General features: G+C 58.3%; 16 protein-coding genes. 6 read left to right on the forward strand and 10 right to left on the reverse strand.

Features of this window, described 5'->3' with window-relative positions; genetic code table 11:
* Positions 1-34 precede the first annotated feature (34 nt).
* The 6 genes from ACRZ94_RS19230 (at position 35) to ACRZ94_RS19255 (ending at position 7,858) form a co-directional block, all read left to right on the forward strand.
* Positions 35-994, forward strand: a complete 960-nt coding sequence (locus ACRZ94_RS19230; protein WP_480798089.1) for a dihydrodipicolinate synthase family protein — start codon at positions 35-37, stop codon at positions 992-994.
* On the forward strand, positions 985-1,917 hold the full coding sequence (locus ACRZ94_RS19235; RefSeq protein ID WP_480798090.1) for a 4-hydroxyproline epimerase: 933 nt from the start codon (positions 985-987) through the stop codon (positions 1,915-1,917). The genes ACRZ94_RS19230 and ACRZ94_RS19235 overlap by 10 nt, the downstream gene beginning before the upstream one ends.
* The gene (locus ACRZ94_RS19240) at positions 1,914-3,152 is read left to right on the forward strand and encodes an NAD(P)/FAD-dependent oxidoreductase (RefSeq protein ID WP_480798091.1); all 1,239 of its coding nucleotides are present in this window, start codon (positions 1,914-1,916) and stop codon (positions 3,150-3,152) included. The genes ACRZ94_RS19235 and ACRZ94_RS19240 overlap by 4 nt, the downstream gene beginning before the upstream one ends.
* 9 nt (positions 3,153-3,161) lie before the next feature.
* Entirely contained in the window at positions 3,162-4,187 is a 1,026-nt protein-coding gene (locus ACRZ94_RS19245) for a trans-3-hydroxy-L-proline dehydratase (RefSeq protein ID WP_480656251.1), read from the forward strand.
* Positions 4,188-4,262: 75 nt separating this feature from the next.
* Positions 4,263-5,384 (forward strand): tetratricopeptide repeat protein, encoded by a 1,122-nt coding sequence (locus tag ACRZ94_RS19250; protein ID WP_480656249.1) that lies wholly within the window; start codon positions 4,263-4,265, stop codon positions 5,382-5,384.
* 260 nt (positions 5,385-5,644) lie between these two features.
* The gene (locus tag ACRZ94_RS19255; RefSeq protein WP_480656395.1) at positions 5,645-7,858 is read left to right on the forward strand and encodes an NADP-dependent isocitrate dehydrogenase; all 2,214 of its coding nucleotides are present in this window, start codon (positions 5,645-5,647) and stop codon (positions 7,856-7,858) included.
* A 295-nt stretch (positions 7,859-8,153) separates the two neighbouring features.
* On the opposite strand, the gene ACRZ94_RS19260 is transcribed toward ACRZ94_RS19255, so the two are convergent.
* From ACRZ94_RS19260 to ACRZ94_RS19305, 10 genes are all read right to left on the reverse strand, one after another.
* Positions 8,154-9,260, reverse strand: coding sequence for a peptidoglycan-binding protein LysM (locus ACRZ94_RS19260; RefSeq protein WP_480656247.1), 1,107 nt, complete (start codon positions 9,258-9,260; stop codon positions 8,154-8,156).
* A 40-nt stretch (positions 9,261-9,300) separates the two neighbouring features.
* Positions 9,301-10,380 carry a peptidoglycan-binding protein LysM gene (locus ACRZ94_RS19265; protein ID WP_480656245.1) on the reverse strand — a complete coding sequence of 360 codons (1,080 nt, stop codon included), beginning with the start codon at positions 10,378-10,380 and terminating at the stop codon, positions 9,301-9,303.
* A gap of 74 nt (positions 10,381-10,454) precedes the next feature.
* Positions 10,455-11,717, reverse strand: coding sequence for a peptidoglycan-binding protein LysM (locus tag ACRZ94_RS19270; RefSeq protein ID WP_480656243.1), 1,263 nt, complete (start codon positions 11,715-11,717; stop codon positions 10,455-10,457).
* 22 nt (positions 11,718-11,739) lie between these two features.
* Complete coding sequence (locus ACRZ94_RS19275) at positions 11,740-12,522, reverse strand: PP2C family protein-serine/threonine phosphatase (RefSeq protein ID WP_480656241.1); 783 nt, start codon at positions 12,520-12,522, stop codon at positions 11,740-11,742.
* A gap of 3 nt (positions 12,523-12,525) precedes the next feature.
* Positions 12,526-13,617, reverse strand: a complete 1,092-nt coding sequence (locus tag ACRZ94_RS19280; protein ID WP_480656239.1) for an FHA domain-containing protein — start codon at positions 13,615-13,617, stop codon at positions 12,526-12,528.
* Positions 13,618-13,825: 208 nt separating this feature from the next.
* Positions 13,826-16,015 carry a protein kinase domain-containing protein gene (locus ACRZ94_RS19285; protein ID WP_480656237.1) on the reverse strand — a complete coding sequence of 730 codons (2,190 nt, stop codon included), beginning with the start codon at positions 16,013-16,015 and terminating at the stop codon, positions 13,826-13,828.
* Between the two features lie 336 nt (positions 16,016-16,351).
* The gene (locus tag ACRZ94_RS19290; protein ID WP_480656235.1) at positions 16,352-17,638 is read right to left on the reverse strand and encodes a dynamin family protein; all 1,287 of its coding nucleotides are present in this window, start codon (positions 17,636-17,638) and stop codon (positions 16,352-16,354) included.
* Positions 17,635-19,677 carry a dynamin family protein gene (locus ACRZ94_RS19295; protein ID WP_480656233.1) on the reverse strand — a complete coding sequence of 681 codons (2,043 nt, stop codon included), beginning with the start codon at positions 19,675-19,677 and terminating at the stop codon, positions 17,635-17,637. Before ACRZ94_RS19295 ends, ACRZ94_RS19290 begins: the two co-directional genes overlap by 4 nt.
* Positions 19,678-19,744: 67 nt before the next feature.
* A complete protein-coding gene (locus tag ACRZ94_RS19300) occupies positions 19,745-20,611 on the reverse strand; it encodes a hypothetical protein (RefSeq protein WP_480656231.1) in 867 nt (288 codons plus the stop codon).
* 23 nt (positions 20,612-20,634) lie between these two features.
* Positions 20,635-21,036 carry a hypothetical protein gene (locus tag ACRZ94_RS19305; RefSeq protein ID WP_480656229.1) on the reverse strand — a complete coding sequence of 134 codons (402 nt, stop codon included), beginning with the start codon at positions 21,034-21,036 and terminating at the stop codon, positions 20,635-20,637.
* Positions 21,037-21,053 lie beyond the last annotated feature (17 nt).

Consider the following 21,053-nt stretch of genomic DNA (forward strand, 5'->3'; position numbering starts at 1 on the left):
TGCGCCGCCTCTGACCTTTTCAAGGATTTATCCCATGCCGACCACTGTTTTTTCGGGCACGATGCCCGCACTGATGACCCCCTGTACCGATGACCGAAGCCCGGATTTCGACGCGCTGGCGCGCAAGGGGAAGCAGATGATTGACGCTGGTATGTCGGCGGTCGTCTATTGCGGATCAATGGGGGATTGGCCGCTGTTGACGGATGACCAACGGATGGAAGGGGTTGAGCGTCTGGTCAAGGCCGGGTTGCCGGTTGTGGTGGGCACCGGTGCGATCAACACGAAATCGGCGGTGGCGCATGCCGCCCATGCGCAAAAGGTGGGTGCAGTGGGTCTGATGGTGATCCCACGCGTGCTTTCGCGGGGCAGCTCAGCGACAGCGCAGCGCAACCATTTCAAGGCCATTCTTTCGGCTGCACCGGATGTTCCTGCGATTATTTACAACAGCCCGTATTATGGCTTTGCCACGCGCGCCGACCTGTTCTTTGCGCTGCGGGCCGAACATCCGAACCTGATCGGGTTCAAGGAGTTCGGGGGCAAGGATGACCTGCGCTATGCGGCAGAAAACATCACCAGTCAGGACGATCAGGTGACTCTGATGGTTGGCGTTGATACCGAGGTGTACCACGGGTTTGTCAACTGTGGCGCGACCGGCTCGATCACCGGGATTGGTACGGCCCTGCCGCAAGAGGCTTTGTTGCTGGCCGCCCTGTCAAAAAAGGCGGCGCGGGGCCATGCCGAGGCGCGGCAACGGGCGCAGGAACTGACCGAAGCCATCCACGTCTTGTCCAGCTTTGACGAAGGGCCGGATCTGGTGCTTTATTACAAACATCTTCTGGTGTTGAACGGGGAACAGGAATACCGCTTGCATTTCAACGAAACGGATGCGTTGACCGATGCGCAGCGAAACTATTGCGAAGAACAATACGGGTTGTTCCGTGCTTGGTTTGCGGATTGGTCAAAACAGGGCGGGGTGATTGCTGAATGCATGTGATCGACAGCCATACCGGGGGTGAGCCGACACGGGTCATTCTGGATGGCGCGCCCGATCTGGGCTCGGGCCCTCTGGCAGAGCGCGCCCGAAAGCTGGCAACCGATCACGAAACATTCTACCGCTCACTCATGTTGGAACCGCGCGGTCAGCCCGCCATGGTTGGGGCCCTGCTGGTCGAGCCGGTGGATCCCACCTGCGTGACCGGCGTGATCTTTTTCGATGTGGATGCGGTGCTGGGCATGTGTGGGCATGGCACGATCGGTCTGACGGTCACGCTGGCGCATCTGGGGCGTATCGGCTTGGGGCGTCACAAGATCGAAACGCCCGCAGGAGTTGTTACGGTCGAGCTGCACGACGCCAATACCGTTACAGTGACGAATATCGAAAGCCGCCGGGTGCATAAGGATGCGGTTCTGGACGTGCATGGCGTTGGGCCGGTGACTGGGGATGTGGCCTATGGCGGCAACTGGTTCTTCATTGTTGATCCCAGTCCGATCCCGGTTGAAACCGCCAATATCCCCCAATTGACCGATCTGGCAATTGCCATCCGCGACGCCTCAATCGCGCAAGGGATCGGAGGGGAGCAGGGCGAGCCCATTGATCACGTGATCTTTCAGGATGCATCACACGACCCGAATGTGCACAGCCGCAACTTTGTGCTGTGTCCCGACAACAACTATGACCGCTCACCCTGTGGCACCGGCAGCTCAGCACGACTGGCTTGCCTGGCGGCGGACGGGGCGCTGGCCCCGGGCGAAGAGATTGTGCAGCACAGCGTTATTGGCAGCGCCTATCGTCTGTCCTATCAATCGGGGACAAACAGTGGCGTTATCCCTTCGATCACCGGGCAGGCTTATGTAATGTCCGAGGCAAATTTGATCTTTGAGGCAAACGATCCGTTCAGGACGGGAATCGAGACATGAGCAATCAGGTTGTTGTTGTCGGCGCGGGCGTCATCGGCATCACGACCGCGCTGGAACTGCAGCGGCGCGGGCATTCGGTATTGGTACTGGACCGCAAAGGCGTGGCCGCCGAGACCTCGGCAGGCAATGCGGGCGCCTTTGCCTTTGCCGAGGTTGAGCCACTGGCCACGCCGGGCATCATGAAGAAGGCTCCGAAATGGTTGCTGGACCCGCTGGGGCCGCTGTCAATCCCGCCCGCCTATGCGATGCAGATTGCACCATGGATGTACCGGTTCTGGCGGGCCAGCCAGCCCAAAAACTACCGCGCCGCCCTGCAGGCACAGGTCGATATGATGGGATATTCCAGTCAGGCGCTGACGCGTCTGATCGCCTCGGTCGAGGGCGAACACATGTTGCAGCGCGACGGGCAGATGCAGCTGTATGAAAGTGATGCGGAGTTCCGCGCCAGCCTGCCCTCATGGGAGTTGCGCCGCCAGCACGGGATCGAGTTCGAACTGCTGGAAAACCCCGAGGCCATCGCCGAAAAACAACCCGGTCTCAGCCCGCGTTTCACCCATGCCGGGTTCACACCGAACTGGATGAATGTCGTGGACCCCAAAAGCTGGGTGGAGCTTTTGGCCCAGGCCTTTCGGGATCGGGGTGGCCGGATCGAAACCCGGGATGTTCTGACCCTGACGCCGTTGGACCGGGGGGCGCGGATCACCACCTTGGATGGGGATGTCGAGGCGGACAAGATCGTCCTGTGCGCCGGCGCATGGTCACATCACCTAGCCCGAATATTGGGCGACCACGTCCCGCTTGAGACCGAGCGCGGCTATAATACGACCCTGCCCGAGGGGGCCTTTGATCTGCGAATGCATCTGACCTTCTCAAGCCACGGGTTTGTTGCCACGCGGATCAATGGCGGCGTGCGGATCGGCGGGGCGGTGGAATTGGGTGGCCTGAAACTGCCTCCAAATTTCAAGCGTGCCGATGTACTGCTGAATAAGGCCGTGGACTTCTTGCCGGGTTTGCAGACACAGGGCGGTACGCAATGGATGGGCTATCGCCCGTCACTACCCGACAGCCTGCCCGTGATCGGCGCGGCACCCAAGGCGCGGGATGTGATATATGCCTTTGGTCATGGCCATCTGGGCCTGACCCAATCGGCGGGTACGGCCGAGCTGGTTGGCGCGCTGGTCGATGGCCAGCCCGCGCCAATTTCGCTGGCCCCCTATTCCGCCTCACGGTTCTAAGGGGGTGACATGCGCAGTTCCAAAACCATTCATGTGATCTCGGCCCATGCCGAGGGCGAGGTGGGCGATGTCATCGTTGGCGGGGTTCAGCCGCCCCCCGGCGCCACCCTTTGGGAACAACGCGCCTTTATCGCGCAGGATAAGACCCTGCGCAATTTTGTCCTGAACGAACCCCGCGGGGGGGTCTTTCGGCATGTCAATCTGCTTGTGCCGCCGAAACATCCCGATGCGGATGCGGCGTTCATCATCATGGAGCCTGAAGACAACCCGCCCATGTCCGGGTCGAATGCGATCTGCGTCTCTACCGTTTTGCTGGATGGCGGGATCATTCCGATGCAAGAGCCGCACACCCAGCTGACGCTTGAGGCCCCGGGCGGGTTGGTCAGGGTACGGGCCGACTGCCGGAATGGCAAGGCCGAGCGTATCTATGTGCAGAACCTGCCCAGTTTCGCTGATCAGATCTCGGTCCCGCTTGAGGTTCCGGGGATCGGCACCCTGACGGTGGATACGGCCTATGGCGGCGACAGTTTCGTTGTCGTGGATGCAGCCGCATTGGGTTTTGACATCACCGGGGATGAGGCGCGCGAGCTGGCACGCGCAGGCGTCGCCATCACCGATGCGGCTAACGAACAGCTTGGCTTTACCCATCCTGAGAACCCGGATTGGAACCACATCTCATTCTGTGCGTTCTGCGGTCCGGTCGAGGCGACCGAAATCGGCCTGACCGGCAAGTCAGCTGTCACGGTGAAACCGGGCAAGATCGACCGGTCGCCAACGGGCACAGCCGTCTCAGCACGCATGGCTTTGATGGCGGCCAAGGGTCAGATGAAGGCGAGCCAGACGTTCGAGGCGGTTTCGATCATCGGCTCACGCTTTACCGGGCGGATTGTCGGGGAAACCCAGGTGGGCGACCGCCCAGCCATCACGCCCGAGATCAGCGGTCGGGGCTGGATTACCGGCATACATCAACACATGCTGGACCCCGATGACCCCTGGCCGGGCGGCTATCGTCTGAGCGATACCTGGGGTGTTTGAGCCAACAGGCATTGCTTGAATTTCGGCGTGTAGATATCTACCTAAAAGAGAGTTAATTTCGACACACGAGTTTAAATGAAGATACGCATTGCCGCCCTGATTATTGTGATCGCGGCCCTGATCTGGGCGCTTAATCCAAACCCCAATTACGCCGAAATGTCCGCCAAGTGTTTGGACAACACAGGTCGCATGACTGATGTTGTCGCGACATGCACCGCGTTGATCGAGGTCGGGGGTTTGACCTCGGAACAGTATAGCAGCCTGCTCAGCGCGCGCGGTTGGGCCTATTCCAGCGGCGAACAGTATGATCAGGCCCTCGCGGATTACGACGCGGCATCAAAGCTTCACCCCAAGGACGCCACGCCGGTTTTGCGGCGTGCTTTGGCTTTGGAAGCGATGGGCGACATTGCGGGCGCTGAGGCGGCCCACAATAAGGCGGTTGCGCTGTTTCCCGATAATGCAACGGCTCACATGAACAAAGCTCGGTTTGCATACCGCCAAGGTGATTTCTCTGAGGTCATTGCAAGCTATGAAACTGCATTGGAAATTGACCCGGCGAGAGAGGATGCAGCTGCGGGTTTAACCAGGACGCTTCTCGAAGTGGAAGGTGCTAACAGTCTTGGGCTTTTTCTTCAGCGGGCTAAGCTGCGCTGGCCGAAACAGCAATGGGTCCACATCGCCGACGTGAATTACAATGTAATTCATACTGCCGACCAGGCAAAAGCATGGAAAGCTCTTGCGCAGCTTGCCCGTTTAAAACCAGATCCCGCGTTTGTACTTTGGCTTGAAGGATATTTCCACTTGAATATCGGTGATGAAATCAAAGGCATCGAAAACATCCGGAAGGTCGCAGCGCATCAGAGCGTCGGGGATGAGAGCAAAGAGGATATTCTGATTGAGCGTTGGTACAATGCCGCGGTTGAATGGTATCTGTGGAGAGGCAACGAAGAATTGCTGCTGAGCGGATACCTCTTTGCCTTAGCGGGACGGTCGGATTTGGCGGAACCGGACTTGAACACTGCTTTGCAGGGTTTTGGCTATACCGGACGGTCAGAAATACTTGATGTATTTGTTGAGGATGGGGTGGTTGTGCCGAAAGAAGCGTATGAGGGGTCAACACCTCAATTGGAAAAGGTTGTTGCTGAATATGTTGCGCGCATTGCAGAGAGCCGGAAAATGCGGTCCATCTTACGGTGATGTAGGAGTCAGCCAGCTGTTTTGTTAGGAACGCGGTTCAAATCGATTTGTTCGGTCATTCAAAACCGATCCCCTCATTACCCCGTGTCAATTTGCGCGCCCACTATAGGATTGATCCGAACCGCATCCTGTTTTAAGGGAAACCTGTCTAATCAGAGTCACCCTTGGGGCGGTCGGATACCCGCGCCCCTTTCGCCCCACGCAGATGTGGCGCACTCTTGGAACGCACGCCCCGAAAGGCTTAAAAAAGGTAAATGAATATGGCAGAAAAATCGAACTTCGATGTATTGTATACCATTGTAGACGAAGCGCCCGAGCTGGCCAGTGCCTCGTTCCTGCCAATCATTCGCAAATTCGCCAGCGCCGCCGGCGTCAGTGTTGGCACCAAGGATATTTCGCTGGCGGGCCGCATCCTGTCGACCTTTCCCGAAAACCTGACCGAGGCTCAGCGCATCACCGATGATCTGGCTGCGTTGGGTGAATTGGTGAAAACGGCTGATGCCAACGTGATCAAACTGCCGAACATCTCGGCCTCGGTCCCGCAGCTGGTTGCGGCCATCGAAGAGCTGCAGGGGCAGGGCTATGACATCCCCAGCTATCCCGAAGAACCCGCCACCGACGCGGAAAAAGCAATCCGAGCGCGCTATGACGCAATCAAAGGCTCGGCTGTGAACCCGGTGCTGCGTGAAGGCAACAGCGATCGTCGTGCCGCAAAGGCGGTCAAGAACTACGCCCAAAAGAACCCGCATTCGATGGGTGAATGGGCGTCGGACAGCAAAACCAAAGTGTCGTCGATGGCAGACAATGATTTCTATGCAAATGAGAAATCGGCCACGATCACGGCGGCGCAGGCCGGTGAAGCAAAGATCGAATTCGTCGGCAAAGACGGCAGCGTCAGCGTCCTGAAAGACAGTTGGCCGCTGGAAGAAGGCACCGTGGCGGATGCGACCTTCATGTCGGTCAAAGCTCTGTCTGCCTTCCTGGCCGAGGCCATCGAAGACACCAAGAAAGACGGCACCATGTTCTCGCTGCATATGAAAGCGACCATGATGAAAGTGTCGGACCCGATCATCTTTGGCTATGCGGTCAAAGCCTGGCTGGCCCCTGTTTTCGAGAAATTCGCAGCAGAACTGGACACGCTGGGTGTGAACCCGAATTCGGGTCTGGGTGACTTGTTGGATCGTGTCAAGGACAATGCCGAGATCGTGGCGGCCATCGACGCGCTGAAAGGTGACCGCCCGTCCATGTATATGGTCGACTCGGACCGCGGCATCACCAACCTGCACGTGCCGTCGGATGTGATCATCGACGCCTCGATGCCCGCCGTGATCCGCGCGGGCGGCAAAGGCTGGGATGAGGCCGGTGCGAAAGGTGACACCAATTGTGTGATCCCTGACCGCTGCTATGCCAGTGTCTATGATGAGACGATCAACTTCTTCAAAGCCAACGGTGCGCTGAACCCCGCTACCGCCGGTGCTGTGGCCAATGTTGGCCTGATGGCGCAGAAGGCCGAGGAATACGGCTCGCACCCCACCACGTTCCAGGCGCCGGCGGATGGCACCATTCGCGTAGTTTTGGCCAATGGTGAGACGCTGCATGAGCACGCGGTGGAACAGGGCGACATCTGGCGGGCCTGCACAGTCAAGAAGGCGCCGATTGAAAACTGGATTCAGCTGGCCATGGATCGCCAGCGCCTGACCGGGTCCGAGGCGATATTCTGGCTGGACGCAAACCGCGCCCATGATGCCGAACTGATCAAATACGTCAAACCGGTGCTGGAGGCCGCAGGTGTGGCCGACAAGTTCCAGATTCTGGCCCCGCGCGAGGCAACCCGTCAGTCGCTTGAGACGATCACGGCGGGTAAGGACTCAATCGCGATCACCGGCAACGTGCTGCGGGATTACCTGACGGACCTGTTCCCGATCCTGGAGCTTGGGACATCGGCCAAGATGCTGTCCATCGTCAAACTGATGAATGGCGGCGGCCTGTTTGAAACGGGTGCCGGTGGGTCGGCGCCGAAACACGTGCAGCAGCTGGTTGAAGAAAACCACCTGCGCTGGGACTCGATGGGTGAGTTCTGTGCGTTGGGCGAGTCGCTCAACTTTTTGGCCGACAGCAAAGGCAACGCCAAGGCGGGTGTTCTGGGTGCCGCGGCCGAGGCAGCAACGCAGGGCATTCTGGACAACAATAAGTCGCCCAGCCGCAAAGTCGGCCAGCCCGATAACCGCGACAGCCACTATTGGTTCGCCCGATATTGGGCCGAAGCGCTGGCGTCGCAGTCTGACGACGCTGAGCTGGCGGCAGAATTCGCCCCGGTTGCCAAAGAACTGGCCGACAATGAGGCGAAGATCCTGGGTGAGCTGGCAGCGGCCCAGGGCGCGGCGGCTGATCTGGGTGGCTACTATCACACCGACCCCGTCAAGACGGCTGCGGTGATGCGGCCCAGTGCAACGCTGAACGCCATCATCGACTGAACATGCAAAGCCGCGCCATCGGTGCGGCTTTTCCATATGTTTTCAGAGATTTGATAGAAAAAGGGGCCGACCCCCAAAGTCGGCCCCTTTTTGAGTGAGTGGAGAGGCACAGCCTCACCGGTATAGTTACATTCAGAATATTGGTACTGAGCTGTTTTAGGTATTAGGGGTTTCCCGTAGTTGCATCTGAGGAACGCTTGTAAAACGCGGATTTGACAGCGTTTTTGATGTGATCAATACGAAAAAAGGGCCGGTCCGAAGACCAGCCCTGATTGCTGTTTGAATGGTCGAAAAATCAGTTCGACGCAGTGTTCAGCTTTTCGTTCTGCTCGCGCAGGGTATCCGAGATAATCGCGTACCATTCGCCGGATTCACGCATCTCGTTCAGGCCCTTGTTCATCATCGCAATGTATTCACGTGCGAACGGGTTCGAACGGTGCGCGAGGAAGCTCATCGACGACAGAGTGGACACATAGGGGTTCTCGACGATCTCTTGCGAGGTCAGGCCCATTTCGTTCATCGTCGCCGCGAACAGTTCGACCTCAAAAGCGGCGACATCGGCGGTGCCGGTCAGAACCGCATCAAGGCATTCGCGGGCCGAGTTGGGGTGGATCAGGTTCAGGTTGTTGGCATTCAGGCCAACTTCTTCCAGAACCACCATGCTCCAGCCGGTCATACGGCAGAGGGTTGCGCCTTCGAAGTCTGCGAAGGTGGTCGCGTTCGTATAATCGCTTTCCGGCAGCGTGAAGAAGCCACCGACAACGTCATACACAGGGACGGTCCCTACGAATTCGGTGCAACGGGATTTTGTCGCTTCGGACCATTCATAAGAACGGTTTGTACAGTCCGGCAGGGTCCAGGCGATCGAGATGTCGAACGCACCTAGGGGCAAGAGCGTTTCCAGATGCGACGTCCAGTCATCCACGAAGCTGACCGAATATTCGCGCTGGTTTCCGGCACGCTGAAGGCTGGTTGTAGCCAAGCGGGTCATGATGCCGCCGCCGCTCAGTGATTCCGTGGTGAACGGCTCCCAGCCGTTGCCGGCCACCATTTTGATCGGCGGGGCATAGATGTTGGAGCGTTTTACGCTTGCCGCACGTTGTTCTTCTGCGGCGATGATTTCCTGAGCGGACTGGCCGTTCGGCAGGCTTCCGTCTTCACAGGGCAGGGCAAGGACCAGGCCAGGGGCCAGATCGTTGGGGTTGGTGATCAGGTTGCGGTTCGCGTTAAAAATCGGCTGATAGTTCGAGGTGCCGTAGGCAGCAATCGCGATCGTTGCCATCGTGTCACCGTCTGTGACGGTGTAGTTCGAACAGGCTTCCTGCGCTGCAGCTGCGCCTGCGGTGAGTGTGAGGACGGCCGAGGCCGTCATCACTTTGGCGTTGAGTTTTTGATTAAGCATTTATTCTTCCTCCCATGAGTTGGAATGTGAATATGAGGCTTTAGTTGATGGCCTCTAACAGTCGGTCGTTGTGCTCGTTCAACGTGTCCGAGATGATGGCGTACCATTCACCTGTTTCACGCATTTCGTTCAGGCCCTTGTTCATCAGCGCCAGGTATTTTTGACCCTGAGGATTTGAGCGGTGGGTGATGAATCGAAGCGCGGACAGAGTTGAGACATAAGGGTTTTCGACGATGTCATTCGTGTTCAGACCCATTTCGCTCATGGCATCTGCGAACAGTTGCACTTCGAAAGTGGCGAGATCAGCCGATCCTGTAATGACCGCATCAAGGCACTCGCGTGCCGTGGCCGGCTGAAGCACGGTCATTGTTTCATCACGGCGCAGACCTTCTTGTTCCAGATCGTGCAGTGGCCAACCTTCCATGCGGCAGATTGTGGCGCCGTGCAGATCGTCAAAGCTGGTTGCGCTTGCGTATTTGCCTTCGGGCAGGCTGTAGAATCCGAACACGATGTCATAGACCGGTGCCGACGCGTGGAACTGGGTGCAGCGCACTTCGGTTTCCCAGGACCATTCGTAGGTGCGGTTGGTGCAGTCAGGAATGTTCCAGGCCATCGAAACATCAAACGCACCCAAAGGCAGCAGTGTTTCGATATGCGAGTTCCAGTCATCCACGAAGCTGACCGAGAACTCTTCGTTGTTGCCAGCCCGTTGCAGGGTTGTCGTTCCCAGACGTGTGATAAAGCCACCACCGTTCAGGGTTTCGTCAGCGAAAGGGGCCCATCCGTTGCCGGTGACCAGTTTGATCGGCTGTTTGAACGCCCGGTTTTTTGACGAGTTTGCGTAACGCTCCTGCTGTTCGGCGATAATGTCGCGTGCGCTTTGTCCGTTGGGCAGACTTCCGTCCAGACACGGCAGGACCAGGGACAGCCCGGGGCTCAGCGCGTTCGGATTTGTAATACTCTCGCGGTTCGCGTTGAAGATGGGCTGGTAGTTAGATGTGCCGTAGGCAGCAATTGCGATGGTCGCCATGGTGTCACCATCCTGCACGGTGTAATTCGTGCAAGCTTCCTGGGCGGCAGCGGCTCCGGCGCTTAGAGCGATGACAGCAGCAGTGGTCATCGCAACGTTATGGAGCGTGAATTGAGGCATTAGTTAGTTTCTCCAGATTTAAATTGAGGTGGCTTGTAGTTGTTTCAGCCGTTTTCCATTTGATGGCGAAGGGCGGTGGACACGATATCGCGCCATTCACCGGATTGCTGCATGATCGCCAGACCCTGATTGAGCGTCTCAAGGATCGCTTCCCCATCCGGATTATCTTTGTGGGTCATGACGTTAAGCGACTTGATGGCCGCCAGGTTGGGGTTTTCGATAATACGGTGTTCGTAGCCCAGGCGCGCGATTGTCGCGACGGCCAGGTGGGCCTCGATTGCGACGATGTCGGCGGTGCCGTCCATTACGGCGTGAAAACAATCATCCGGTGAAATCGGACGCATCAGCTTGATCGCGGGTTCGTACAGCCCTACCGCATCCATGTGCGACAAAGACCAGCCCTCGGGGCGGCAGATCGTGGTGCCTGCGAAATCGGCATAGGTCAGGGTCTGTTCATAACCTGAACCTTCGCGGGCGAAATATGTGTCCACGACCTCATAGAAGGGGTTCGAGAAGTTGTAGGTCTCGCAGCGTGTGCGGTCGTTTTCGGACAGGGATGCTGCCTCTTCGCAGTTCGGGCGCGACCAGGGGAAGGTGGCGTCAAAGGCAAGCGTTGGCATCAGCAGGTCCAGATGCGAGGACCAATCATTCACGAACTGAATCTTATAGCCCTGCTCTGGTGCCGCGCGCAGCATCGCCGTTTCCACCAAGCTGGTGTAGAGACCGCGATTAGGCAGAGTCTCATCCGTGAACGGTGCGTAGCCACCTGCGGTGATCATCAACACTTGACGGTCGCGGATTGCTGGGCGTTCCCCCTGATCTGCGTTCCGGATCAGGGCTGCGCCCTCGGCACGGGCGGCTTCGATCTCTTTCCGGGCTTCGGCGCGCGCCGCGATCACGGCATCCTCGCTGACCTTTTTGGCCTCGGCTTCGGCTTCGGCCACGCGGGCCTCGGCCTCAGCGATTGCCTTTTCGGCGCGTTTTTCCGCAGCTTTTACCAATTCGGCTGCCATTTCCGCGGCCATCGCTTCGGCTTCGGTTTGCGGGGCGGCAGGGGCGCGGCCGATTTCTTCGAGGCACGGCATCGTCAGAACGTCGCCCACGCGGATGATGTTCGGATTGTTGCCAATCACATCGCGGTTTGCGTCAAAAATGATCCGAAAATCTTCAGTCGAATACACTTCGATCGACAACTCGCGCAGGCTGTCGCCACGCTGAATGGTGTAGGTCGAGCACGCTTCTTGTGCAGAAACGGCCGCTGCAGAGGCGGCGAGCGCCAGGCTTGAAATAAGGAGTTTATGTCTCATTGCCCTGTATCTTTGCCTTTGTTTATTTTTTCAGTTTGACGACGCCAATCGCCGCATTGTCTTGATCGGGATGGCCTTTGGCCCGAAGGGCCTGCCACAGCGCGTCTGCGATGTCTTCTGCCCATGCATGGGCATTGTCTTGCAGGATCGCCTCGATTTCCGCATTGCTGATGAACTGCAGACCGTCACTGCCAAGGATCAGAATGTCCTGCGCGTTCAGCTCAAGCGGGCTTTCGGGGCAATCAACTTTGGGGATTGCGGCCCCCATGATGACGGATGTCAGTTGATTGCGGTCCGGGTGCGCCTTCGCCTCGGCCTCGGTCAGGCTGCCATCGGCGACCTGGGCGTCGATCACCGGAGCCATCGAGTGATCTTCGTTGAGTTGACGCAACGCACCATCGCGGAACAGGTACAAGGGGCTGTCACCGATTGAGATCCAGAACAGCCGGTTGCCCAGCAAGAGGGCACCCAGCAATGTTGACCCCATGTTGAAGCCTTCGCCCTGTTCCTCGGAATGGGTCGAAATCGCACCGTTGGCCTGCATTGCGGCCAGCGGCAGTGCATCCAACACGGCGGTTTCGGATGCCGAGTCCCCCTCAAGCTCGGGGTCCAGGGCTTCGCGCCAGGCGCTGACCACCAGGTCCGAGGCGACTTCGCCTGCGGCGTGCCCGCCCATACCGTCAGCGACCACGACATATCCTGCCTGTGCGGCATCGAACATGCGCGCGGCAATCGCGTCTTCCTGCGAGTCTCGCCGACCCTGATCCAGGATCAGCGCAATATCATATGCAGGTTGCGCCAGCATCAATTATGCATCCCGCCAGTCAAAGCCGTCATCGCAGAAGGCTGCAAACCGGATCGAGGTTTCACTGATGCGGATCAGGTCACCGCTGGACAGCGCAACCGTGCTGAGAACGGGCTTGCCGTTCAGGCGCACAAGGTTGGCCTTGCCGCCGTGACCCAGATAGCATTTGCGGTCTTCGGGGTCATACGCGATCACAGCGTGGCTGCTGCGCGAGATGCCCGTATCGCCGAAATCCAGCTGAATGGCCTGATCGTCATTGCGGCCAATCTGCATCAGACCTTCGGTCAGGGTGATGCACGCACCACGGCCCGGCCCCGAGGTGACAACCAGCCAGCCAACGGGAAAGGTCTCTTTCGCGGTTTCGGTCTTGGCGACAGGTTCTGCCGTTTCAATCAGGTCCTGAACATGCGTATCGGCGCGTTCAAAGCCAAGGAACGTGGTTTTTACCCGACCCCGGCGGTCTTCCTGCGCAGGGGCAGGGGCTGCCACGGCCTCAGGTTGCGAAGCAGGTGCGACCTCGGCCATCGGCTCTGGCTGCGGTTCAGGCGCAACTTCGATCACGGTTTCCGGTTGTGGTTCTGGCGCGACCTCGGCCATGGGTTCCGGCTGCGGGGCTTCGGCGACCTCTTCTACAGCTTCAGGTTCGACCATGACTTCTACGATCGATTCCTCTTGCTGGGGTTCTACCTGTAGAACTTCGGCCTGTTCGGAAACTTCCACTTCATCCGCCGCAACATGCAGAGTGATAACCGGCTCTTCCAGCTCGACCTCGTCTTGCGGGGCTTCAAGCACAGGCTCCTGCGTCTGCGCGACAACTTCTGTGATCACAACGTCATCGTCGAACAGGGTTTCAGGCTCATCATCTGACAGCTCGGGCATATCCTCTTCGGGCAGAAGATCGTCAGAGTCTTCGTAGCTGTCCGACGACGGCATATTGCCACCACCCAAAGCCGCGCGCAGAGCGTTCAGGTCCGCAATGGGCTGAGGCTTTTCCGCTACTTCGGGTGCTGCGGTTTCTTCAGCCGCGGGTTCGGCCTCTTTTGCTTTGCCGGCACCTTCGAGAAGCCGGCTGAGAGGGCTTTTATATTTGAACATGGTGACGACACCTTTGCTTCTATTTTCCAGAACCTGCGTCCTGTTGGGCTTCTGTTCACCTTTGCGCGTTGCTGCGCATCGGCACTCGTGATCTGGAAACCAAACCAAATCTTGTCTGCAGCGATGGGCCGGTTCCCATCAGGGTGGCGGATTTCCAGTCACCACCCTCAGCGTTTGCGGGGCTGCAAATCTTGAAAAACCGGTCAGATTACTCCTGCTTCAGCTGCATGACGGCCTGTGTTTCGGCGCCATCTCGCAACACGGTCAGCTGGGCCTGCGCCTTACCGTCGGCCACCAGGCTGTCCAATATGATGTCCAGGCTGATCTGATCATTCAGGGTCAGATCGGTTTGGGCCTCGGACACCAGCACATCGCCGCGTTTCAGATCGCCGCTGGCCTCGGCCGGAACAGAGGTAACGGTCGTAACCCAGTTGTCGCCATTGGCGTTTCGCACATCAAAGCCATAGCCGTTCTCAAGCCCGACCATGCGGTGTGCAGGCAGCGCCAGCAAACCGTTCTTGGCAAGCGTTTCGCCGAGCGAACGATAGCGCGCGGTGACACGGATAAAGCCATCAGGATCGATCGAAATATTGTTCAGGACCTGAGCCTCAAAGCTTGCATTCGCACGAATGGGTTCGCCGTTGAGGGTATAGATCGTTGCGCCGCGTTGGACCCAGTCACCAATTACGGACATATCCTGCGCCGGGTCGACATAGGTGACGGCAATGATATTGCCGGTCGATGCGCGACGTCTGGAGATTTGGAAGGGGACTTCCACATCCCAATGCGCAAAGGCCACCTGAACATCTGCGGGAATACCGCCGTCAGTTACAGCGACCGGTTCAGATTCGGCTGCTTGAGGTTGTGCCTCTTGTTGTTCAGCCGCTTCGGTCTGGGCCTGCTCGACAGGCGCCTGAACGGGGTCTGCCGCGTCCACAGTGCTTTCTTGCGAAGCATCAGGTGTTGCGACGGGCTCGATAGTGTCTTGTGCTGCGGCCGGTTGCTCTTGTGGCTCTGCGGCTGCGACCTGTTCCTGGGATTCTGAACCGGCGGCCTGTGCTTCAGGTTCAGCCGTGGCGGTTTGTTCCGGCGCGGAGGGTGCCGCCGCGACTTCGACGTCCTGCGCCGGTTCGGGTTTCTCGCCCGACATCAGGAAGAACCCGCCTGCGGCCAAGCCAACAGCGACGACGGCCACACCCGCCAGCAGTTTGCCATTGCCGCCCGAGCCGCTTTTGACCACGGTATCTACGGCAACTGGCGCGTCGTCCTTGGATGTGAACTTGGCCAGTTCGTCTTCACCCTTGTCTTCGTGACCCAGGGCAAGATCAGCGTTTCCGGCCAGCAATGCGGTTACCACGGCCTCGGCGTTTTCGCTTTCGGCTTTGATGCGAGCTTTTTCGGCCTCTTCATCTTTGTGATCCATGCCGACAATCACGGAAACGGGGCGCTGGTTGAACGTGTCGAACTTGACGCTCGGGCCACGGAACATGCGCAGCCAGTCCAACGCGGTCTGCAGACGGTCCGGCGTGTGGATTTCCATCGCCTTGTCCAGCGCCTCAAGGAAGCCATCCGGATAGCCGCTGAAACGCCCGGCCAGCGGTGTGTATGGGTCGTCCTGACCGTTGTTGAACGCGTTAAGGCGCGTCTGACCGTCAATCGGGCGCTCATCGCTGATCGCGTGATACAGCGTGGCGGCCAGCACATAGAGATCGCTGCTGGGCCCCTGTTCCGCTCCGCGTACGTAGAATTCATGTGGAGAGTAGCCGTCCTTGATGACTCGCAGAGTCATGAGGGCCGCAGATTGGTTTGCAGCCCGCTCGCGCGCGGCGCCAAAATCGATCAGAACGGGGTCGCCGTTTTCATCGATCAGAATGTTGTCCGGCGAGATATCGCGATGCAACATGCCGCTTTGGTGGATGAAGGACACCGCCGACAGCATCTTTTCTGTAACTTTGACGATGAAGTCCGGACCGGCATTGTTGTCTTTGTTCTCGACATAGTCCAGCAGATCGCAACCCTTGATGAAGTCCATCGCGATATAGGCGGTATCATTGTCTTCAAAGACCTGATGGACGTTCACGATATTGGGGTGAACCAGGCGCGCGTGATTGCGGGCTTCCTGAATAAACAGGTCGATGATGGCGCGCAGGTCGTTTTTGTATTCCGGATTTGATGGCTCGACCGCATCTCCATTGCGGTGACACAGCGCGCCGGGATAGCACTCTTTGATGACCACGTCGCGTTCCAGGCTGTCGCGGGCCAGATAAGTAATGCCGAACCCGCCATTGCTGAGGTAACGCAGGATTTCATACTGCCCGCGCAACAGCTTTGCGCCGGGTTGAAGTCCTTCAATCTTCGGTTCGTCGTGCGATGCATCGACCGCCTGGTTGTGGCTCATTTCATTCCGCCCGTTACTAATCGTTTTGCGGTTAAAAAGATGGGTAAAATCACCCGAGCACTCACAACCAAACACAACCGCAGTACTGTTAAGACGGTTAGACGGTTCAAATTTGACTTTATTGGGGCCGCCTCGTGGCTTCACTAAGGATCGTGTTTTCGTGAGCACAACATGTTGTTCAGGAGTGTAGTTGAAAACAATATATAGAAAAACGGCCTGCACAAAATGCAGGCCGATCGCTATTTGTCTCTACTTGGTCAACGGAGTCGTTATTATTTTGGCGCGATTCTGGGCGCTTCGAATCGGGGATTACAGCGCAATCTTAACGAGAAATTACTAGGTTCCGGTTTTTGGCTGCGCCGAATCCACGCGGCTGCCAGCCCAGGCGAGGTTGTCGCTGAGCTGCGCAAGGATGCCGATGGCGTCTTTCAACGGGGCATCACCGCTTTCAAATTGCAGCAACAAGAGCAGATCAGTGGCCTTTTCGAACTCACCCGGAATCCAGTCGGCCTTGGGGTCGATTTCGTCGCCTTGTTCCAGCCGCTCGGCGAAATCCTCGACAATTTCCTGGCAGGCATGCAGGAAGGCCGATGGTTCGATATCAGAGGATTCCCGGAGGTCTTCGTATATGCTGGCAATCGCGGCCAGCCAATCTTCGAGGATCGGGTTTTCCAACGGCGGCAGCGCTGATTCGAGAGTTGTCTGAAGCGACACAGTGTCGGGCTCGGCCGCCTCGGCCTCGGGACCGTCGAGCGTTGCGAGGAAGGGCAGGAAGTCCTGCTCAAGATCGCGGCGTGCGGCTTCAAGATCGGCGATGCGGCGGTCGGACGCGATTTGCAGAACCTGCTCGGCCAGATCCTGTCCGCCGCAGGTTTCCCACAGCGCAAAATCGGGCTCGGGTTCTTGTGCCATGGCCCGCACGGCGACGGGTGTCCCGATGGGTACGACCGAGCGGAACAACTCACCCTTTTCTTTGTTCAGACGCGCCACCACCCGGTCCAGCGCATCCCGCACCGGGGGCAGATCGGCATGAGTGACAGCCATCAGACTATTGGCGCGCAATTCCTGCGGGACCTGGGCCCAAAGATGGCGCTCAGTCTCGCGCCAGGCATTTGTTCCGTTGGTGCACCAGATCGCACAATCGACGAATTTCAGCAGATCGAGCGTCGCCTTGTAGGTGTCGTCCAACGCCCCGGTTCCGGGCAGGTCGAACAGTGAAATCTCTTCCAGGGCCGGGGTGTTCAACCCAACCGAGATGAAATCGGGCTCGTCCGCCGCGGCTTTTTCCAGCGCGATTCCGGAATAGACCTTAGGTTCTTTGTCCCACCAGCCGACCGTGGTTTCGGGCGTGTCCGAATAGGCAACGATCACCAGCGGCAGTTTCAGATGCTGCGGACCTGTGGGCAGAATGTCAGCCCCGGCCAACATGTTTGCGAGGCTGGATTTCCCAGCCCCAAATTCCCCGGCGAATCCGATGTTCACCGCGTTGGACAGCCGTTCGGCATGCGCCAGAGCACGGGCGCGCAACGCGTCGAGGGCGGCGTCTGCCGGAAGGCTTTCGGTCGCGGTCAGAAAGCGCTCAAGTTGCCTGACTTCCTGTGCGGTTCCGGGGAATTCAATCATTCAGCAGCCTCTGCAAGTCTTTTGTCTGGGTTATGCGCACCGAACACTGCGCCCAATTCTTCGACAAGACGCTGGGCGTGGTCAAACGCCGCCTGCGCCTCGGTCCGTTCATCTTTCTCACCAGAGCTGACACGATGTTCAAGATGTCCAGCCAGCAGCGCCATGTAGTGATCCAGAACGGTGTTCAAACGTTCAAGCAGGTCGGCGCGTGCAGTATCGACCAGATCGTCCCCGATCATTTCGAATTCCTGCACAAGCATGCGCTCGGCCCGGGTCACAACGCTTTTGCGGGAAATCAGGCGCGACAGCCAGCTGACTCGCAATTCGACCGTGATGCCGCGGGTCAGTGCGGTTGTATCTGGACGGAACCAGCGAACGGCACTGGTGTTCATGCGGTTCTCGGTAGGTTCCTGCCAGCCGGGCAGGGCCCGCAGGGCAGCGTTGCTTTGCATGTCAATGGCATACAGCTCGCTCAACATCCGTTGCCGCACGACTTGTGTGGCCCCTTGCACCAACTCGCGCATACGATCGCGCAGCGGAGAAAAGTTCAGCTCGGTGTCCCCGCCCTTGGCCAGCAGGGGCGAGTCGCCGTTCGGGCCGCGCACCACAGCGGATACGGCTTCGGCCACGGTGTCATCCATGACGCCGCGCAAATTGGCCAGGACATCATCCAGGTCATTTACGATCTCGGCAGTTTTCTGGGTCACAAGCCCGCGCAATTCAGACAGGGTCTTGTCATTTTCGCCGACGTTCTCCGTGGTCGGACCGCTGCTGTCTTCAATCACGCGCAGGTGGGCCTTGCTGCGTTCAACTTCGCCCTGGGCAAAGCTGTTGAGGTGTTGCCAGGCCATGCGCAACTGTTCGTTGCGGGGGCCGTCAGCCAGCGCATGGGTCACATGACGGCGTAGGTCGGGCAGGCCCGATGCGATCATGGCAGCAAAGCGCAGAACGCCTTCGCGGCTGATCGGACCTGCACCCTGTTTGATTTCTTCGACACCGTCGAGATACTGTTTCATCTGTTCCGGATGCGCCCGCAGCCAGGCCAGTACCTCATCATGGTTGATGCCCGTCTCGTCGCCGGTCAGGGCATAATGCGCCCATTGCGCGCTGCCCATCAGAACGTCGATATCCGCGTTTCCAAGGGCCTTTTCCAAACCCTCCAGCACGTCGGCGCGCACCTTGCCTGCGTCTTCTGCACCGCCGCCCAGTTCATCCACGCGGTTGATAAACACCACAATCTGACCCAGTTCCAGCGCCTGCATCAGGCGGAACAGCTTCAGGTCAGCCCGCGACAGCGCCTGATGCGCTGACAGGACGACCACAAAGAAATCGGATTCCTTCAGATACTGACGCGAGATTTCCTCGCGGATCAAAAGCGGGTCATTGACGCCCGGCGTGTCCGTCACCGTCAGAGGGAACGGAAAATGACCGATGTCGAAATAGACCTCGGCCTTGCGGGTAATGTCGCTGTACAGGCCCCGATCCGAGCCGGGATCATGGGTGCCTTCCTCGGTCGGATCGTCCCCGGCACAGACATAGCGGGCAAGGTCATCCGTGGTCAGCTCTTCCAGATCGTGGTGCTGACCCAGCAGGTGTTTATAGCTTTCGCCCAGACGCAGCTTGGCGCGGGTTTTCATCGCTTCGACCTGCTCTTCGATCATTTCGCGCTTATAGCTGTCCTCGTCATCGGGGAACATGTTGCGCAGCTCTTCGCCCTCGGCGATCAGCGCCTGCCACTGGCGGTTGTCGAAGAAATGGAACTCGGCCCCGGCAGTACGCCCCGAGGGATGGCCGAAATGCATGTCAGTGATCACCGTCGTCCAGGGGTTCACATCAGACGGCAGATATTCCGCCTGCCCGGTAAAGCCGTTGATCAGGCGCGATTTACCCGCCTTGATCTGCCCGACAAAGGCGATTGAGGGTTTCAGGTTCGTCAAATCATCAACGATGCGAGAAATGAACTGACGGGTCTCCTCATTGGACGTCCCGTTCATGTCTTCTGCAATACGGATTAACTCGCGACGGTTGCTTTCACTCATACTCTTTACCCTGGTAACTTGATCTCACGGATCGAATTCATCGAAAAATTGAATAAAAGGGGTGGCGTCATTCGCCTGCCTCCCGAAGGGACGACCACAGATTTACAACAGCACCTAGTTTTCGGGCTTCATGAACTGCGATCGCGAAATTTTCGCCATCGTTCAGAACGGCCAAACCGGTGCCTTTACCGCCCGACGGGCGCATGACGATCAATTGCGGATGGTCCATCACAGCCTCACTGTCGCTGTCCCATCCGGCAAGATCGCGGGCAAACCGGGCCAACAAATCAGCGGAAGGGGTTAGCGATCCTGCACCATCGCAGGCGTCGCTGGTCTGCAAAACGGTCCCGTCGGTGCTTAGGGCAAGAATGCGGCCCTGGGCGACCCGAGCCGACCCATCGTAGAATTGCTGTGCCAGAGAGCCATCAAGCTCTTCAATTGCGACCTCGGGTTGCGCCTCAACCTCGGGTTCTTGCGGAACAATGGCGATGACAGGCTCAGATGGGAATTCGACCGATTCACAGGCGGCTTCGATCTCGGAAAAAGTAATGCCGACATCATCCGCTTCAAGCGCCGTATCCGGTTGGAGCGATACCAGTTCCAAAGGGGTAGGTGCTGCGGCGATGTCTGTGACCAGTTGCGCCAGCTTGCCAGCCAGCACATCGCGCGGTTCGGTTTCGAAATCCGGGGCGATGCCGGATTGCACCCGGAATACATCCGTCACGCGTGAGCTGTTGACCTCAATCGCAAGGCAATCGCCGTTGGCTGCGGTAAATTCCAGACGGCGGGGCAGAATGGTGCCGCGAATGGTGCGCAGAATCTTTTCGCGCCGCAGCTGCGCAGTGTCGCCGGCAACGCTTACCGCCGGATTCAGGCGGGCCACAGAAGATCGCCCGATGTCGTCGAGCATCTCAAGTATGTCTGTATCCATCATGCCGTGACCCCCTCTGGTCCCGTCTATACTGCGGCCGCAACCGGCCCCAGGCTGAGATGCGATTTCGTCAGCGCCAACCCGACATTGGCGCTGCCGCGACAGATGTAGCAGATCACGTGATCAGGATAATCCCGTGTCCGCAGAAAAATGTTCAACCGATCCTTTGAAAACACAGCGATTTCCCCAAATCCCGGATTTTCAGTGTCATCGGTGCCAGATGCGCGTAACAGCTCTTCGAACGCGTTGACGCCCCGTCCCTGAAACAGGTTGGCGACAGCCAAAGCAAGGCTGTCCAGCACATCGGCGCTTTCGGAATCCTGGCTGTTGGTCCCCAGCAACATACCGGTTTCCATATCGACATACCCGGCTGCGATGCAGTCGGGTATGGTTTCCATCGCGGTGTTCAGTGCGGCTTCGATTGTCATCGTCTGTTACCTGATTC

The organism is Ruegeria sp. CH10 (assembly GCF_056537125.1).

Bases quoted from the DNA above. Each gene is read 5' to 3' on its own strand.
- ACRZ94_RS19230 (WP_480798089.1), top strand. From the start codon at position 35: ATGCCGACCACTGTTTTTTCGGGCACGATGCCCGCACTGATGACCCCC.
- ACRZ94_RS19250 (WP_480656249.1), top strand. From the start codon at position 4,263: ATGAAGATACGCATTGCCGCCCTGATTATTGTGATCGCGGCCCTGATC.
- ACRZ94_RS19240 (WP_480798091.1), top strand. From the start codon at position 1,914: ATGAGCAATCAGGTTGTTGTTGTCGGCGCGGGCGTCATCGGCATCACG.
- ACRZ94_RS19245 (WP_480656251.1), top strand. From the start codon at position 3,162: ATGCGCAGTTCCAAAACCATTCATGTGATCTCGGCCCATGCCGAGGGC.
- ACRZ94_RS19295 (WP_480656233.1), bottom strand. From the start codon at position 19,677: ATGAGTGAAAGCAACCGTCGCGAGTTAATCCGTATTGCAGAAGACATG.
- ACRZ94_RS19285 (WP_480656237.1), bottom strand. From the start codon at position 16,015: ATGAGCCACAACCAGGCGGTCGATGCATCGCACGACGAACCGAAGATT.
- ACRZ94_RS19290 (WP_480656235.1), bottom strand. From the start codon at position 17,638: ATGATTGAATTCCCCGGAACCGCACAGGAAGTCAGGCAACTTGAGCGC.
- ACRZ94_RS19305 (WP_480656229.1), bottom strand. From the start codon at position 21,036: ATGACAATCGAAGCCGCACTGAACACCGCGATGGAAACCATACCCGAC.
- ACRZ94_RS19235 (WP_480798090.1), top strand. From the start codon at position 985: ATGCATGTGATCGACAGCCATACCGGGGGTGAGCCGACACGGGTCATT.
- ACRZ94_RS19275 (WP_480656241.1), bottom strand. From the start codon at position 12,522: ATGCTGGCGCAACCTGCATATGATATTGCGCTGATCCTGGATCAGGGT.
- ACRZ94_RS19265 (WP_480656245.1), bottom strand. From the start codon at position 10,380: ATGACCACTGCTGCTGTCATCGCTCTAAGCGCCGGAGCCGCTGCCGCC.
- ACRZ94_RS19270 (WP_480656243.1), bottom strand. From the start codon at position 11,717: ATGAGACATAAACTCCTTATTTCAAGCCTGGCGCTCGCCGCCTCTGCA.
- ACRZ94_RS19260 (WP_480656247.1), bottom strand. From the start codon at position 9,260: ATGCTTAATCAAAAACTCAACGCCAAAGTGATGACGGCCTCGGCCGTC.
- ACRZ94_RS19255 (WP_480656395.1), top strand. From the start codon at position 5,645: ATGGCAGAAAAATCGAACTTCGATGTATTGTATACCATTGTAGACGAA.
- ACRZ94_RS19280 (WP_480656239.1), bottom strand. From the start codon at position 13,617: ATGTTCAAATATAAAAGCCCTCTCAGCCGGCTTCTCGAAGGTGCCGGC.
- ACRZ94_RS19300 (WP_480656231.1), bottom strand. From the start codon at position 20,611: ATGATGGATACAGACATACTTGAGATGCTCGACGACATCGGGCGATCT.